Here is a 16,777-nt window from a genome sequence, read left to right on the forward strand (position 1 = left end):
TTACGTATTAAATAATATGACGGTCTTTTACAACTACTTTTCCTTTTTTCACTACTGTTTGTGCATGGTTCATTCCATACTGATACGATAACATTAAGTGATTTTTCACATCGAACATCGTAAAGTCCGCTTGTTTTCCTACTTCAATACTTCCAATTTTGTCTGCTTCATTAATTGCATGTGCAGCGTTAATCGTCGTTGCTGTAATAACCTCTTCAGGTGTCATCCCCATTTCCAAACATCCTAAATTCATAATGAATTGTAATGATAATGTTGGAGAAGATCCCGGGTTCGCATCTGTCGATAATGCTAATGCAACACCGTTATCAATCATTTTTCTTGCCTCTGCATAATCAGCCATTAAGAAAAATGCTGTTCCAGGTAATACTACACCGATTACGTCATTATCTGCCATCGCCTTAATCCCATCATCTGATGCACGTAATAAATGCTCTGCTGAAATCGCCTTTACTTCCCCGGCAGTTTCTGCACCACCATATGGCTCAATTTCATCTGCATGAATTTTAGGAATTAAACCATACTGCTTACCAGCTTCTAGTACACGTTTAGATTGCTCAGGCGTAAATACTCCACGTTCACAGAAAACATCATTAAATACAGCTAATTTCTTTTCCGCGACAACTGGTAACATTTCATTAATAACGAGATCTACAAACTCTTCTGGTTTTTCTTTATACTCAAGTGGTACTGCGTGAGCTCCCATGAATGTAGAAACAAGGTCCATATAATGGTCTTCGTTTAATTTCTTCGCTACTTCTAACTGTTTTAATTCGTGTTCTAATGTTAAACCGTAACCACTTTTTGCTTCGATTGTCGTAATCCCATTTAATAACATTTTATCTAGACGTTCTTTCGACTGTTCGTATAATTCCTCAAAACTAGCAGCTTGTGTCGCACGAGTCGTCGCATGAATCCCGCCACCAGCATTCATAATTTCCATATACGTTTGTCCTTCTAAACGCATTGCATACTCATTTTCACGAGTTCCTGCATATACGATATGTGTATGTGGATCCACTAAACCTGGCGTCACAATTTTCCCTGTAGCATCCACTACTTCTGCTTGCTTAATTTCTTCTGCATATTGTTCTTGTAATGTTGCGTCTGTTCCAACTGCAATGATGACACCGTCTTTTGCCAATACCGAACCATTTTCGATAATGCCGATATCACTCATCTTTTCCTTTTTCGCTGGCTTTTCTGAATGACCTGCAACTGTTACTAATTCTGATGCGTTTTTCAAATAAATATACGACATAATTATCCCCTCCAAAAATTATAACGTTTTTAAATAATCATTTACTTGATCAATATCTTTATGGAAAATACGATCTTCTGTAATGCTTGGAACAAATTCATGTAAAGCATTCCACTTCGCTTGAATTTTTTCAGAAGCTTTAGTAACTCCACGATATTCCAATGCTTGTTTCGCACAAATCGCTTCAATCGCTAACACTCGACGACTATTTAATAAAATGTTATAAGCGTGTCTCGATCCAATCGTCCCCATACTTACATGATCTTCTTGGTTTGCCGAAGATGGGATTGAATCAACGCTTGCAGGATGTGCTAATGTTTTATTTTCAGACACTAATGCAGCTGCTGCATATTGCATAATCATCGCACCTGACTGTAATCCTGGTTCAGGACTTAAAAATGGTGGTAGATCATCGTTTAATTGTGAATTTACTAAACGCTCAATACGACGCTCTGAAATATTCGCTAATTCTGCAATCGCTAATTTTAAAAAGTCCATTGCAAATGCCATTGGTTGTCCGTGGAAGTTCCCGCCAGAAATAACAGTATTTCCACCGTCAAAAATTAACGGATTATCTGTTGCTGCATTTATTTCAATCGTTAATTTTTCTTTTACATAATCAAGCACTTGCCATGACGCACCATGTACTTGTGGAATACATCTTAATGAATAAGCATCTTGTACACGCTTTTCTCCTTGACGCGTCGTTAACTGACTTCCTTCTAACCAATGTAGCATTCTTTCCGCTACCGCTAATTGTTGCGGGTAACCACGAACCTCATGTGTTTCTGGTGCAAATGCATCAACAACACCTTCTAAGGATTCAAACGTCATACTTGCAATCCACTCTGCATCAAGTGCTAACTTTTCCGCTTCTAAATAGTTGATCACTCCCATTGCAGTCATCGTCTGTGTACCATTAATTAATGCAAGTCCTTCTTTTGCTTGCAATGTAATTGGTTTTAGATCGTTTGCTTCTAATACTGGTAAACAGTCAACGATGTGACCATTTTCAGCAAAGACACGCCCTTCTCCGATTAACACTAATGCTAAATGCGCTAATGGAGCTAAATCTCCTGATGCACCTAATGAACCTTGCTGTGGAATAACTGGAACGATATTTTTATTAATTAATGCTTGTAATAATTGTACCACTTCTACACGGATTCCAGAAAATCCTTTTAGTAATGCATTTAATCGTAAAACCATCATCGCTTTTGCTACACGTGGCTCAAACGGTTCACCGACTCCACATGCGTGTGAACGAATTAAGTTTAATTGTAAATCTTCGACATTTTCAGCTGCAATCGCAACATTACTGAAACGACCAAATCCAGTATTAATACCGTACACAGATTCTTCTCCTTGTACGATTTGTTCCACAGATTTACGGCTCTCTTTTACTTTTTCAATACTTTCTTCTGACAAAGAAACTTGTCTGTCATCATATAAAATATCTTTCAACTGTTCTAATGTTAATGTATTCCCATTTAATTCAACCATTTCAGTCACCTCTAACTATTTATTTTTATTTGAAATCGCTTCTGCTAATACGTACGCAATAAATCGACTCGTACGATTATCTACATCGTATGTTGGATTCACTTCGGAAACGTCCATACTTACAAATTTCTCTTTCTGAACGACATAATTCGTTATGTTACGTACCGTTTGTGCATCTAATCCAAATGGTGCAGGAGCACTTACTCCTGGTGCGATCGATTGATCAATCACATCGGTACAAATCGTATAAATAATTACATCATGTGCCGCAACAAATGCATCAATCGTTTCATATGTAGATTCGATTGGATAAATTTCCCCCGCTTTCACATGTTGTGCACCAAGTTGAGCAGCCGTATCAAATAATTGTTCTGTATTTCCTAATTCCTGAATGCCAATGACGAGATAACCAGCATGTGCATCACTTTCTAAAATTTGACGAAACATTGTACCTGATGAAGGTGTTTCATCGATTCGCATATCGAAATGAGCATCTAAATTGATCATTCCAATTTTTTTATCTGGCCCAATCGCTTCTCGCACACCTAAATAATGTCCGTAAAACGTTTCATGTCCCCCACCTAAAATAATTGGGGTATGCTGTTTTGAAATAATTCCAGCAACACTTTCTCCCAATCTCTTTTGTGCATCTTCTAAATTCTCATCGTCACAGCGAACATTTCCAATATCAAAAAGATTTTCTTTTTCTACGTGGTATGGAATACTAGCAAGCATAGAGCGAATCGCATTTGGTCCTTCTTTTGCACCTAATCTTCCTTTATTTCTACGCACTCCTTCTTGGCATTCGAAACCGACAAAACTAAATGATTGTTCTGACGTTTTTTTTAAATCTTCTATTTTTATATTTTGAACGACTTGATGAAATCGCTTACCTTTTGCATTTAAATCTTCCCTTCCAGTCCATTCAAAAACCAAGGACATCATCCCCAATCTACAATACTGTTACTTATATATTAATTCAAGTTATTTATAATCTCCAATACGTATTTTCTATATATTTATAGCTTTTCATTATAAATGATAATTTTCCTCAGTTGAATTGTGTACAAAAAGCACATATTTTCTCTTTTTGTAGTGTAATAAAATAACGAAAAATTAAAGTAGCCTTACACCGTCGAATAATATAGTACATGTTAAAACAATGATGTATCGTCATCCGCAGCACTGTATATACACAACTGATGACCAAAATTATAAGTAGATAATTAGTTAGATTTGACTCCATAATGAATGTAAAGGAAAGATTCACTTTATCCTCTTATAGAGCTAAATTAGAATAACTGAAGACGATAGGAAAAAACAATGAAAGACAAAAGGGAATTTCAGTAAATTAATTTCTACTGGAATTCCCTTTTCACTTTATTCACTCTAGTTCGCCGTCTCATAAGTCTAATACTTCGAACTACAATAAAACACTATGGATTACTTATTCAAATTCAACGATCATTTCAATTTCTAGTGGAATATTAAATGGTAATGATGGTGCCGATACTGCTGTACGTGCATGTTTACCTACATCTCCAAACACATCTATCAATAATTGAGATGCCCCGTTCATCACGGAAGGTTGTTCTATAAAATCATCTTTTGAGTTTACGAAACATAACAATTTAACGATTTTTTTCACACGATTTAAATCTCCTAATTCCTTTTCAATGACAGATAAACAATTTAGCGCTGTTAACCGTGCCGCTTCATACCCTTCCTCAACCGATAAATCTACTCCCACTTTCCCTGTAAAAGGAAACTCACCATTTTCAGCTCGGCAATCTTGTCCTGACGTATACAATAAATTACCAGTCGTTTGGCTCGTAATATATAACCCAGCAGGTTCTGGTGCTTTCGGTAATGTTAGATTCAATTCATCTAAACGATCATATATATTCATATTTTCATTTTCCTTTCTGTATAAACTATATATTCTCTTCCATTTATAAATATATGCTATAATTAAGCTACAAATCAAACAAAAAAGACAAGGTGATACATGATGGATTATCGATTATTACATTATTTCACAACTTTAGTCGACCAAGGCACATTTACGAAAGCCGCACAACATTTACATATATCCCAACCTTCTTTAAGTTCAGCTATTAAAAAACTAGAAACGAGTGTCAACTTAAAATTAATTGAACGAAGTACACGTAATTTTCAACTGACGAAAGAAGGAGAGATTGTGTATAAGGAATCTAAGAAACTTATTCAACATTTTCATTATGTTGAAAATGAAATCCTTCGTTTAAAAGATAATGGACCATTGGAAATTCAAATCGGCCTCATTGAATCTGTCAAATTTTGGCTACCTAAAGTAATTGCAACATATAACGAAAGATTACCTGACGTACGAATCAAATTACTTGAAGTACTTGGACTAAAAAAAGTAGAGCAGGCATTACAAAATTATAAAATCCATTTAGCCATTACTAACCAACGATTCAAATCAGATGAAATAAAATCAATTCCAATATATAAAGAAAATCTCGTCGCCCTCTTGCCGAAAAATCATTCGTTACAACAAAAAGAAACGATTTGTTTCCAAGATATTAAAAATGAGCAATTTATTATTTGCAAAGAAGGATTTCAAACGAGAGACGATATTTTAAACGAATTTCTCGAACTCGGTATTACCCCGAATATTAAGTTTGAAATCGAACGTTTTGAAACAGCATACTCATTAGTAGAGGAAGGAATCGGTGTGACAATCGTACCTGAAAATTACATCCGTTCCTTCCATATTGACTCATCTCAAATTAAACATTTTGACAATGACCGTTTATCCCGCACTGTCTATATCGCCTTTTTAAAAGGGCGTTATTTACCACCTGTCATCGAGCAGTTTATTGATATAACGAAAAACTTCTTTTACGAAAATAACGGTTAAAGAAAAACACGAACGATTGGCCACTCACCTAAAGGCCAGATCGTTCGTATTTTTTTATAAAATGTCCTTTAATGAATCAATGAATTGTTTGTTTTGTTCATGTGTACCGATAGAAATACGAACATAATTTTGTAATCCCCAACCTGCACATGGACGAATAATGAATCCTTTTTCTAAAAGCTTTTCAAAAAGTACAACACCATCTTGTTTCATATCAACGAAGATAAAATTCGTATGTGATGGGTAAACCTTACACCCTAATGCTGCTAATTGCTCTGTTACAAATAACTTTTCTTCACGATTCATCTTCATATGTTTTTCACCAAATGCCACATCTTTTATACTTTCGACTGCACCGGCTATTGCTACACGATTTAATGCAAATGGTTCACGTAAACGAAGCATTGGTTCTAATACTTTTTTCGTTCCTATTGCATAACCAACACGTAAACCTGCTAAACTATAAAACTTAGAAAATGTACGAATCGTTAAGACATTATATCCTTCTTTGAATAAATCAATTCCAGTCTTATATCCTTCTACATCTACATATTCGATATACGCTTCATCTAAAACTACTAATACATCTTTTGGCACATCGCGAATAAATGCTTCAATTTCCTCATGATCAACGATTGTTCCTGTTGGATTATTTGGATTACAAATAAATATTAATTTCGTTTTCTTAGTAATCTTTTCTTTCATTTCATGTAAATCAAACGTAAAATCATCACGTAATGGAACTTCCACTGGAACACCGCCCATCAATAATGTCGAAGAACGGTAAGCCGGAAAAGTCGGTGTGCAATAGAGCACTTCATCCCCCTCATTAACATAAGCACTAACAACGATGGATATAACATTATCCGCACCATTTCCCGTTATAATTTCATCCGTATTTACGTGATAAGTTTCTGCTAATACTTCTCTTAATGCACTTGCAGACGTATCAGGATACAAATGTGTTTCAAGCACTGCTTTTTGCATTGCACGTTGTGCTTTTTCGGAAGGTCCTAAAGGATTCTCATTCGAAGCAAGACGATGCACTTCCTCTAAGTTATATTGTTGTTTTACCTCTTCGATCGATTTACCTGGAACATATGCGGCAATTTGTTCCACTTCTTTTCTCCATTCCATTTAAAACACCTCTTTCATATTAACGCTCATAAAATAATTGTAAAATATTACTTACTTCATCAGAAACAATTTGAATAATTCGTTCCCCAAATTGTTTCGTTGCTAATGTAGGGTCATCAGAAAAACCATCCATCGTTTCCCATATATTATTAGGGGTTAACAAAACATATGCTGGAAATTCAAGTGCAACCTCCTGACGATTTGGATCACCTTTTTGCAGTTTCGATAAGTCAACATATTGTTCCTCTACTGCCATCATAATCGATGTTTCAAATTGTCCAGCGTGTCCAACATCAAACACGTCATTTTTTTCTTTAAAAACTGTTAAAGTATCTTGTGCTACTTCCCAATATGACGCAGCACCAATATAATGTGTCGAATATTGTTCATGTAAATCTTTCATCGCTATTCGAATAATTTCTCCATTCCCACCATGACTATTTAATAAGAAAATCTTCTTAAAACCACTTTTTATGACACTTTCGACAACGTCCTTTAATAATTGTAGCAATGTTTCCACAGACAAGGAAATTGCACCAGCATATAAAAAGTGATGCGGCGAATAACCAAACGGAATATGGGGCCCTAACACAACTGGTATGTGGGCTGATGCTTTTGTTACACTTGCTTCCCCTATCGTCGTCATAATGACATTATCCGTATGTACAGGAAGATGCGGGCCATGTTGCTCCATCGCACCTATCGTGACGACTACAACACTTCCCGCATCTGCTGCACTCTTCAATTGTTCTCGTGTCATCGTTTCCCACTTTTTCAACATAGACACCTCAATTTCAAATTAGAGTAATAAATATGCAATTGGTGTAACGATAATAATGGTTAAAATCGTACGCTCAATCCAAATCACGATTAACTTCGGAATACTTACAGGAATTTCTGTCGCTAAAATACAAGGAATGAGCGCAGAGAAAAACAGAATTGCCGATACAGATACAACCGCAGTTACGAATTTCGTAATTAATGGTGCATCCACTACAAGTAATGATGGTAAAAACATTTCTGCAATTTCAATCGCTGACGCTTTCGCTGCCAACAATGGCTCAGGTACTTGCATTAACCATGTAAATGGATAGAAAATATAGCCAATAATATCAAATAATGGTGTATATTCAGATAAAACAAGCCCTAATAATCCAATTGACATAATCGATGGTAAAATTGCCATCGTCATTTCAAACCCATCTTTAAAGTTAATCCAAATATTTCTCGGTAAAGATGGTGCCTTATCTGCTACTTCCATCGCTTGGCTCCATGCGACCTTTAATTTATCTTTTTTGACAATTTGTTCTGGATGCCCTTCTTGTCCTTCATAATAGTCATCACTTAATTTACTTAATGGCCATATACGAACAGTAATCGCCGTTACTAGAAATGTGACGACTAATGTGACCCAGAAATAAATATTCCAAATATCCATAATATCTAAAGTTTTCGCGATAATAATCATAAATGTAACTGAAACTGTCGAGAATCCTGTAGCGATAATGGTCGCTTCACGAACAGTATACATCCCTTTTTTAAACACCCGGTTTGTAATAAGTAAACCGATTCCATAACTACCTACGAAAGAAGCAACAGCATCAATCGCTGATCGTCCCGGTGTTTTCCAAATCGGTCGCATCACTGGTTGTAAAAATACTCCTACAAACTCTAACAACCCATACCCAACTAATAATGCTAAAAATACCGCACCGACAGGTACAATTAACCCTACTGACATTACTAGTTTATCAAATAAGTACGGTGCCATATCTGGGTCTGCCATCCAAGCAGGAGCGAAATCGAACACTAACATTATCGTAACGACTGCTCCGATTACTTTAAAAATAGATAAAATGATTTCGACAATATTTTTATTCCACGTCTTTTTCAAAAACGGATAGGCCGCTCCCATAATAATAACAATTAAAATATAATAGGGAATTGCTGGCCCAAACGTTTCCTTTAAAAACGTAACAATATGGTCTAGCGGAATCGTTCGGTTATCATTGATCGTAATCGGGATAAAGAAAGTGAATATTCCGATAAAACTAAGTACAAAAAACTTTATATAATTGCCCGTGTTATAAATGCTCTTCTCATTTCCCATTTTTACTCTTCCTTTCAATCATAATATATAAATAGAACGCTTTCATAAATTAATTGAAAATACGTACATTTAATACAATTCAGTATATGTCAAATTAGCTATATACACAAATACTAAATGACTATAGATTTATAGAATTTAATTATAAATGCCTTCCTAACAGGGCAATATTTTATTATCTTTGTATAGCAAATAAGGCAAATGCCCTTCTCCATTCACACACAGACATAAAAAAGCGACACAAGCATGTATAAACTAGCTTGTATCACTTTATTTGATCATAAAATTATCTTAAAATTTCTCATGAAACCAATCTTTCGCTCTTTCTACTTCTCCTTGCACTAACTGATGCCCGCCAGGTGTCCAAAAAACCTCTACATCTGCTTGAACTTCCGCTAATAATGTCTCTAAATCTAGAGACTCTTGCGCTGGACACATCGGATCTAATTCTCCCGCAGTTATTAATACATGTGCCTCTTTTAAATTAGGTAATGAAATTCCACGGCGCGGTACCATCGGGTGATGTAAAACCGCTCCACTTAATGCATCTTCATAATGGAATAATAAACTTGCAGCGATATTTGCACCATTCGAATAACCGATCGCTACGATTTTTGTACGATCAAAATCGTATTTTTCCGATGCTTCATCTAAAAACTCATACAATTCTTTCGTTCTAAAAATAAGGTCTTCTTCATCAAACACACCTTCTTCAAGCCGTCTAAAAAATCGTGGCATACCATTTTCAAGAACATTTCCTCGTACACTTAAGATAGATGCCTCTGGTGCAACCATTTTTCCTAATTGTATTAAATCATGCTCTGTTCCACCTGTTCCATGTAACAAAAGTAAAGTTATATCAGAGGAGCCTTTTTCAAATATATGTTTCATGCAATCATTCCTTTCTAGTTTATCCATACTATTTCCTGGGTAATATTTCATATAATTATCTCTATTTCGAACTTCTCTATTTAATCATAGTGAAATTTGTGTATAAAGTCAAAAATTTAAATCGACATTTACTTCAATAATTTTGCATTAATTGCTACGATAATCGTACTTAAACTCATCAATATTGCTCCGACTGCTGGACTTAATACGATGCCAACTGGGGCTAACACCCCCGCAGCTAATGGGATAGCGGCAATATTATATCCAGATGCCCACCATAAATTTTGCACCATTTTTTTATATGTTTTATTAGATAAATCCAGCAACTCAACTACATCTACCGGATTACTTTTAACTAATACAATATCTGCCGATTCCATCGCAATATCTGTGCCCGCACCAATAGCAATACCAATATCGGCAGTCGCTAAAGCCGGTGCATCATTCACGCCATCCCCTGTCATCGCAACTTTCCTATTTTCATCTTTTATTTCTGAAATTTTTTCCGCCTTTTCATTTGGCAATACTTCCGCATACACCTTTTCTACCTCTAACTGTTCGGCAACCCAATTTGCGACCTTTTGATTATCTCCAGTTAAAATAATCGATTCGACTCCTCTTTCTTTCAATGTATGGATTGCCTCATTTGCAGAAGAACGAACAATATCAGCTAATGCAATCATCCCTATCAGTTTCCCATCTAATATACCAAAAATAACTGTTTTTCCTTCTTCCGCTAACGATTCATACTTTTCCTCATCAAACGATACATTTTGTTTTTTTACATAACCAGGACTGACAGCTAAAATACGTTTGCCATCTACCATCCCTTCAATCCCGGCACCAGTAATAGATTCAAAATTATCCACTTTCATAAGTGAGAGCTCTCTGTTTCTCGCTTCATTCACAATCCCATTTGCAATCGGGTGTTCTGAATGTTGTTCGACACTCGCTATCCAAGAAAGCAGTTGTTCCTCTTCCATATCGTCTGTTGGAATCATGTCGGTTACACCAAATTTACCTTCTGTTAATGTACCGGTTTTATCAAATACGACTGTATCTACTTTACGGGCTAATTCAAAATTAGCTCGATTTCGTATAAGCAATCCTTTTTCTGCTGCCAAAGACGTAGATACCGCAACTACTAATGGAGCTGCTAACCCAAGTGCGTGTGGACAAGTAATAACCATGACTGTCACCATTCGCTCAATCGCCGTGTCAAAACTAAACCCAAACGAAATCCAAATAACAAACGTTATAACTCCTGAAAAAATAGCAATATAAAATAATCCTTTTGCCGCTTTATTCGTTATATCTTGTGTACGTGATTTAGACTGTTGTGCTTCCTTAACAACTTGAATCACTTGTGATAAGTATGAAGCTTCACCTGTTTTTTCCACTTGAATCGTTAATGACCCTTCATTATTAATCGAACCACCAATTACTTCATTTCCTTTTTCTTTTTCAACTGGTACAGATTCGCCCGTTAACATTGACTCATCAATCGTCGTCGCTCCTTCTAAAATAATCCCATCGATTGGAATTTTTTCACCCGGTTTGACGACCACTTTATCCCCTTCTAATAAAGAGTCAAGTGGTACTTCTTTTATATCACCATTATCTTCTAACTTATTCGCCTTATTTGGAAGTAAGGCTACTAATTTTTCCAAAGCATTCGAAGCACCCATCACCGAACGCATTTCAATCCAATGTCCAAGTAGCATAATGTCAACTAATGTCGCTAACTCCCAAAATAGATTATGACCATCAAATCCGAATACAACGAAAACACTATAAACATATGCAATTGTGATCGCTAAACCAATTAACATCATCATTCCCGGATTTTTTTCTTTCGCTTCATCGACAGCCCCTTTTAAAAATGGCCATCCACCATAAAAGAAAATGATAGATGATAATACAAATAAAATATAAGAATCATTCGTAAATCGCCAATCAACAGATAAAAACTGTTGAATCAATGGAGACAAAATTAAAACTGGTATTGTTATAATAATCGAAACAAAAAATCTTTTCTTAAAATCTTCTACCATTTGGCCATGATCATGATGGCCATGATGATCATCATGATGACTATGATCTGTTCCATGTTGTTCTTCATGATAGTGTGTCATTGCTTTGTCATGTGTAGAATGTTTCATAGCATTTCCCTCCTACTCTATTTATACCCGACAACATATTAGCTATAACAGGTATCAACTACTTTCATTAGAGAATTCTAATATGATAAACTACAGAAAAGGCTTGCGGTACTATGCGAGAAGCAAAATAAATAATGATTGCATGATCAAATTGTAATAAAGTATAAACGATGGCAGTGAGGTTCATCTGTTGGTTGGATAAATCCGATCCGCTGAATGCATCCACAAGAGGAGAAAAATAACAAAGTATAGAAAAAATAAATTATTAGGCAAGAAAAATGGTTTAAACATATTATATAAGGAGGACTTCATATGGAAATTGAAGGAGATATTGTGACGAAAAACTCCCCTAAAAAAGGGATGCTAAAAAACATGTCGATTGCCCTCGCAGAAAATGATGTCGCATATTTTACCGAACAGTTAAGTAATAATGCAACATGGGAAATCATCGGCAATCGAACTATTAAAGGAATAGATGATATTCAAGAAGCTTTACATGCCCTACACGACGGAAAAACGACCGTCTTACATTTAGACCATATTATTACACACGGAAATGTTGGATCAACGAATGGACATTATATACAAAACGGGAAGAAAATTGCCTTTAGCAATATATTTCAATTTGGGACATTTCGTAAACAAGCAAAAATTAAAAAAATAACTTCCTATTTCATTTACGTATAAAGTTAAAACCGCTACCTAATGATACTGCCTCCTCAAATATAGAGTAGAAAATCTAATTTGGAAGGTCACAACTGTAAGGTTAGCGGTTTTTTATTTAATTCATCTATTGAAACTTGTCGCGTAAATCTTTTTTTAACACTTTTCCACTCGGATTTTTCGGAAGTTGTTCCACATAATGGATTTGTTTTGGTACTTTAAAACTTGGTAAAACGGCTTTACAAAACTCCATAACCGCTTCCTCCTTTATTATCTGTCCATCCTTTTGAACAATGACAGCAGCGATTGCTTCAATCCAATAATCATCTTGCACACCAATAACCGCTACTTCTGCTACTTCTTCCATCTCATAAATGACTTCCTCCACCTCACGACTCGCAACATTGATCCCCCCTGTATTAATCATATCTTTTTTCCGATCGACAATCGTGATATATCCTTCTTCATCCATGACACCTAAATCGCCACTATGAAACCATCCGTTCTGAAACGCTTCAGACGTTTTATCTGGATTATTCAAATAACCAATCATCGCATGTGGCGTCCGATGCACAATTTCTCCTATTTCACCACGTGCGACTTCTAATCCATCATCATCGACAATTTTCGTTTCAACATGTAATGCCGGTTTACCAGCAGAACCTAATTTTCTTAATTGATCTTCTGGTTGTAATGCTGTTGCAAGCGGCGCAACTTCGGTCTGTCCATAAAAATTCCAAAATTTCGCATTCGGCAATCGATCCGTCAATTCTTTTAAAACCTCTCGTGGCATAATTGCCGCTCCATAATAGCATTTTTCTAATGTCGTTAAATTAAATGCATCAAACTTTGGATGGCGTAACATAGCAATCCACACAGTCGGTGGTGCAAACAATTGATTCGCACCATAACGTTCAATCGTCTCCATCATTTTTTCCGGACTCGCTACATCTAAAATAATCCCTGTTGCCCCAATATAAATACTCGGTCCTAAAAACACATGTAATTGAGCACTATGATAAAATGGCAATGCATGCACGAAAATATCATCGACATCTATATACCCATCAATAACACAACTAACATATTCATGAATAATACTTTTATGTGATAACATGACACCTTTAGGATCCGATTCTGTTCCACTCGTATATAAAACATGTGCTAAATCATCATCTAAAATTGTCTCTTCCACATGATCTATCGGTTGACTTTTTTGTAATTCATCAAGCAAAATCCATACGTCTGATTCTGGGGTCTCAAGCGATTCTATAACAAACCGATGCCGAATTTCTAATCCTTCACTCGCATCGTCTAACACCGTAATAAATTCGCTTTCTGCAAACATGCCAATCACTTCAGCGTCCTTTAAAATGTATGCAATATCTTTTTCCTTTAACATATAATTCATCGGTACCATTACCGCGCCGATACGAGCAAGAGCAAATGTAACGATAACAAAATCCAAATTATTTTTCGACAGAACTGCTAATCTGTCACCTTTTTTCACCCCATCATGCCATAGACCATTTGCCGTCTGATTTACGAGCATATCTAATTCTTCATATGTTATATCACGATCTTTATACAAAAATGCTCGCTTTTTCGGATACCTCGCAACTGTTCTCGTTAATAAATCACCTAATGTATTACGTCTCGTTCGTTGAATTTGCTTATCCAATTTATAATTCCCCCTTTATTATTTTATATACAGATTATGCAAACGCTATCATTTAAATTATTTATACCCGTAAAAAGTTCTATAAAACGTATAAAATAACGTAAAATTTTATGTAACTTACATATTCCATGTATAAAAAACGCTCTAATAATGTTATACTAAAATTGTCGAATTACCTTTAGAGGCATGAACTTATGATGAAAAGGGGTATGAATATGAGTGGATTATCAAAGGAAGCTAAACTATTTGTCGAAAACGCAGTACCATTACGAACACTTCATCAAAAAAATTATGAAGAAGCTAGAGAAATAATGGCGGCAGGAGCACCTTTTGAAGCCGAGCTCGACCCTATTGGCAACATCGTGGATGAAACGATTAAAGTCGATAAAGGAGAAATAACGTTACGTATATATACACCGAAAGGCGAAGGACCCTTTCCGATTATTATATATTATCATGGTGGCGGTTGGGTTACAGGCGACTTAAACACTTCACATATTAGTTGCCAGATGATTTGTGCAAAAACAGAACATATCGTCATTTCTGTCGATTATCGTTTAGCACCAGAGTACCCTTTTCCAGTACCAGTACAAGATGCATATGCTGCATTTACGTGGGTACATGAAAACGCCAAAGAATTAAATGGTATTCAAACGAATATATCTGTTTGTGGAGATAGTTCTGGTGGGAACTTAGCGACAGTTACAGCTATTGCAACTAGAGAAAATAAAGGACCAAAAATTAATGCACAAATTTTAATTTATCCTGTAACAGATTTAACGATGGAATCTGATTCATACGATCAATTTCAAGAAGGTTTTGGATTGACGAAAAACCTAATGAAATGGTGTATAGATTATTATGTAACAGATAAAAATGATGTTCTAAATCCAGTGGCATCCCCATTGTTTCATGATAATCTAACAGATTTACCACCAGCGCTCATCATTACTGCAGAAAACGATGTACTTCGTGATGAAGGAATTCGCTATGGCAACAGATTAAAACATGCAGGTGTACAAGTAGAACAAATTACGGAGGATGGACTTGTCCATGCCTATTTTACAACACCTGAAGTGTTTTTCGAACAAATTAAAAAAACAATTAATGATATCGACGCATTTTTAAAAAAGATCAATGAATAAAGTATTTGATTATAAAACTGAATTCCTTTTCTTACTAATTTACGATTCATACAAAAAAGGCAATGCATCCGAAACATTCGGTACATTGCCTTTTTAATTTCCACAATTATTTAATAAAAATAATTTCCTAAACCTTCTAATACTGCATTTGATACATTTTCATCATATGCGTCAGACTGAATAACACTTAATTCATCGGGATTACTAATGAATCCTAATTCTACTAAAACAGATACATCTGCATTTTCACGTAAGACAAAATAGTTATCTTTCTGCACTCCACGGTCATTTAAACCAGTATGTTGTACAAGTGCTTGTTGGATAGAATATGCTAATTGTTCATCCTTTTTATTCGCATAATAATGCGTACTAATTCCTCGACTTCCAGACTTTGTAAATGCATTAAAATGAACGCTTATATATGCATCCGTCCAATACATTTTATTAAAAGCAATTCGCTCATTTAATGACATCGTCTTATCTGAAGTACGTACTAACGTAACAGTAGCACCATGTGCACGTAATTTCTCGGCAATTTTATTCGTTAATGCTAATGTCATATCTTTTTCATATTTTCCGTCAGCTGCAATTGCACCAGGATCTTTCCCTCCATGCCCTGCATCTAACATAATATTTTTTCCATCTAATGACACATTTGGTGTAGCAGATGTTGTTTGTTTGGACGATGACTTTTTAGTACTCTTTTTCGAACTACTATTCGAACTACTTTTAGCTTGTCCTGTTGCTTTACTTGTTGTTACCCAAGAAGCAACCCAAGCAGTCGAGCCATCTGGCAACTTAATTTTATGCCATTCATTTACCGTTTCAATTAACGGAAAACTTTCTCCTTTTTCTGCAATATAAACTACTTCATCATGCGTGCTTGCATTTGCCCGGATGTTTACAATATCTTCCGTGACCTGAACTGTTTTACCGTTAGAAGAACTTGCCTTCGATTGCTTTTTCTTCTTTTCTACCTTTTTTGTTGAATTATCTGCTGGTATTAAATAATGTGCTGCAACCCAAGCAATGTCTCCATCATAATACGTTTGCGCCCAGCCATGTGCTTCTTTAAAAACTGTCACTTGATCACCTTTTTTTAATTGACCAACGACATTCGCATCAGCTGCCGCATCATCCCTCACATCTACTGCATCTACCCCGATGTCATATGTTTTCTCTGCAGCATATGACTTGTCCAACCATATAAAACTAGTAACTAGTATAAATGCTGTACATAAAAATAAAATTCTTTTCTTCAGAATAACCACTCCCTATTGCCATAAATTAGTAAAAGGTAG

14 protein-coding genes are annotated in these 16,777 nt (G+C 35.6%); 3 read left to right on the forward strand and 11 right to left on the reverse strand.

What is annotated here, in order from left to right:
* Positions 1-7: 7 nt before the first annotated feature.
* The 4 genes from hutI to SPD45_RS03685 all read right to left on the reverse strand — a co-directional run bounded on the left by hutI (position 8) and on the right by SPD45_RS03685 (position 4,691).
* Positions 8-1,279 (reverse strand): imidazolonepropionase, encoded by a 1,272-nt coding sequence (hutI, locus tag SPD45_RS03670; protein WP_336266322.1) that lies wholly within the window; start codon positions 1,277-1,279, stop codon positions 8-10.
* An 18-nt stretch (positions 1,280-1,297) separates the two neighbouring features.
* Positions 1,298-2,782 carry a histidine ammonia-lyase gene (gene hutH, locus SPD45_RS03675; protein WP_336266323.1) on the reverse strand — a complete coding sequence of 495 codons (1,485 nt, stop codon included), beginning with the start codon at positions 2,780-2,782 and terminating at the stop codon, positions 1,298-1,300.
* A 15-nt stretch (positions 2,783-2,797) separates the two neighbouring features.
* Positions 2,798-3,724, reverse strand: coding sequence for a formimidoylglutamase (gene hutG / locus SPD45_RS03680; protein ID WP_336266324.1), 927 nt, complete (start codon positions 3,722-3,724; stop codon positions 2,798-2,800).
* 505 nt (positions 3,725-4,229) lie between these two features.
* Positions 4,230-4,691, reverse strand: a complete 462-nt coding sequence (locus SPD45_RS03685) for a RidA family protein (protein WP_336266326.1) — start codon at positions 4,689-4,691, stop codon at positions 4,230-4,232.
* Between the two features lie 102 nt (positions 4,692-4,793).
* On the opposite strand from SPD45_RS03685, the gene SPD45_RS03690 reads away from it, so the two are divergent.
* Complete coding sequence (locus tag SPD45_RS03690) at positions 4,794-5,687, forward strand: LysR family transcriptional regulator (protein WP_336266327.1); 894 nt, start codon at positions 4,794-4,796, stop codon at positions 5,685-5,687.
* Positions 5,688-5,741: 54 nt separating this feature from the next.
* On the opposite strand, the gene hisC is transcribed toward SPD45_RS03690, so the two are convergent.
* From hisC to SPD45_RS03715, 5 genes are all read right to left on the reverse strand, one after another.
* The gene (hisC, locus tag SPD45_RS03695; RefSeq protein WP_336266328.1) at positions 5,742-6,824 is read right to left on the reverse strand and encodes a histidinol-phosphate transaminase; all 1,083 of its coding nucleotides are present in this window, start codon (positions 6,822-6,824) and stop codon (positions 5,742-5,744) included.
* Between the two features lie 19 nt (positions 6,825-6,843).
* The gene (locus SPD45_RS03700; RefSeq protein ID WP_336266329.1) at positions 6,844-7,602 is read right to left on the reverse strand and encodes a creatininase family protein; all 759 of its coding nucleotides are present in this window, start codon (positions 7,600-7,602) and stop codon (positions 6,844-6,846) included.
* 21 nt (positions 7,603-7,623) lie between these two features.
* Positions 7,624-8,934 carry a YjiH family protein gene (locus SPD45_RS03705; protein WP_336266330.1) on the reverse strand — a complete coding sequence of 437 codons (1,311 nt, stop codon included), beginning with the start codon at positions 8,932-8,934 and terminating at the stop codon, positions 7,624-7,626.
* Between the two features lie 291 nt (positions 8,935-9,225).
* The gene (locus SPD45_RS03710) at positions 9,226-9,825 is read right to left on the reverse strand and encodes an alpha/beta hydrolase (protein WP_336266331.1); all 600 of its coding nucleotides are present in this window, start codon (positions 9,823-9,825) and stop codon (positions 9,226-9,228) included.
* 128 nt (positions 9,826-9,953) lie between these two features.
* Entirely contained in the window at positions 9,954-11,987 is a 2,034-nt protein-coding gene (locus SPD45_RS03715) for a copper-translocating P-type ATPase (RefSeq protein WP_336266332.1), read from the reverse strand.
* A gap of 312 nt (positions 11,988-12,299) precedes the next feature.
* Here SPD45_RS03715 and SPD45_RS03720 point away from each other — a divergent pair, with 312 nt between their 5' ends.
* The gene (locus tag SPD45_RS03720) at positions 12,300-12,674 is read left to right on the forward strand and encodes a nuclear transport factor 2 family protein (RefSeq protein ID WP_336266334.1); all 375 of its coding nucleotides are present in this window, start codon (positions 12,300-12,302) and stop codon (positions 12,672-12,674) included.
* Positions 12,675-12,777: 103 nt separating this feature from the next.
* Here SPD45_RS03720 and SPD45_RS03725 read toward each other — a convergent pair whose 3' ends face one another.
* On the reverse strand, positions 12,778-14,331 hold the full coding sequence (locus SPD45_RS03725) for a fatty acyl-CoA synthetase (RefSeq protein ID WP_336266335.1): 1,554 nt from the start codon (positions 14,329-14,331) through the stop codon (positions 12,778-12,780).
* A 215-nt stretch (positions 14,332-14,546) separates the two neighbouring features.
* Here SPD45_RS03725 and SPD45_RS03730 point away from each other — a divergent pair, with 215 nt between their 5' ends.
* Positions 14,547-15,476: an alpha/beta hydrolase gene (locus tag SPD45_RS03730; RefSeq protein ID WP_336266336.1), complete on the forward strand. Its 930-nt coding sequence runs from the start codon at positions 14,547-14,549 to the stop codon at positions 15,474-15,476.
* A gap of 110 nt (positions 15,477-15,586) precedes the next feature.
* Here SPD45_RS03730 and SPD45_RS03735 read toward each other — a convergent pair whose 3' ends face one another.
* Positions 15,587-16,678: an N-acetylmuramoyl-L-alanine amidase gene (locus SPD45_RS03735; protein ID WP_336266337.1), complete on the reverse strand. Its 1,092-nt coding sequence runs from the start codon at positions 16,676-16,678 to the stop codon at positions 15,587-15,589.
* Between the last annotated feature and the right edge of the window lie 99 nt (positions 16,679-16,777).

This window comes from Pseudogracilibacillus sp. SO10305 (genome assembly GCF_037072005.1).
In the GTDB taxonomy this organism is placed as follows: Bacteria; Bacillota; Bacilli; order Bacillales; family Amphibacillaceae; genus Pseudogracilibacillus; species Pseudogracilibacillus intestinigallinarum.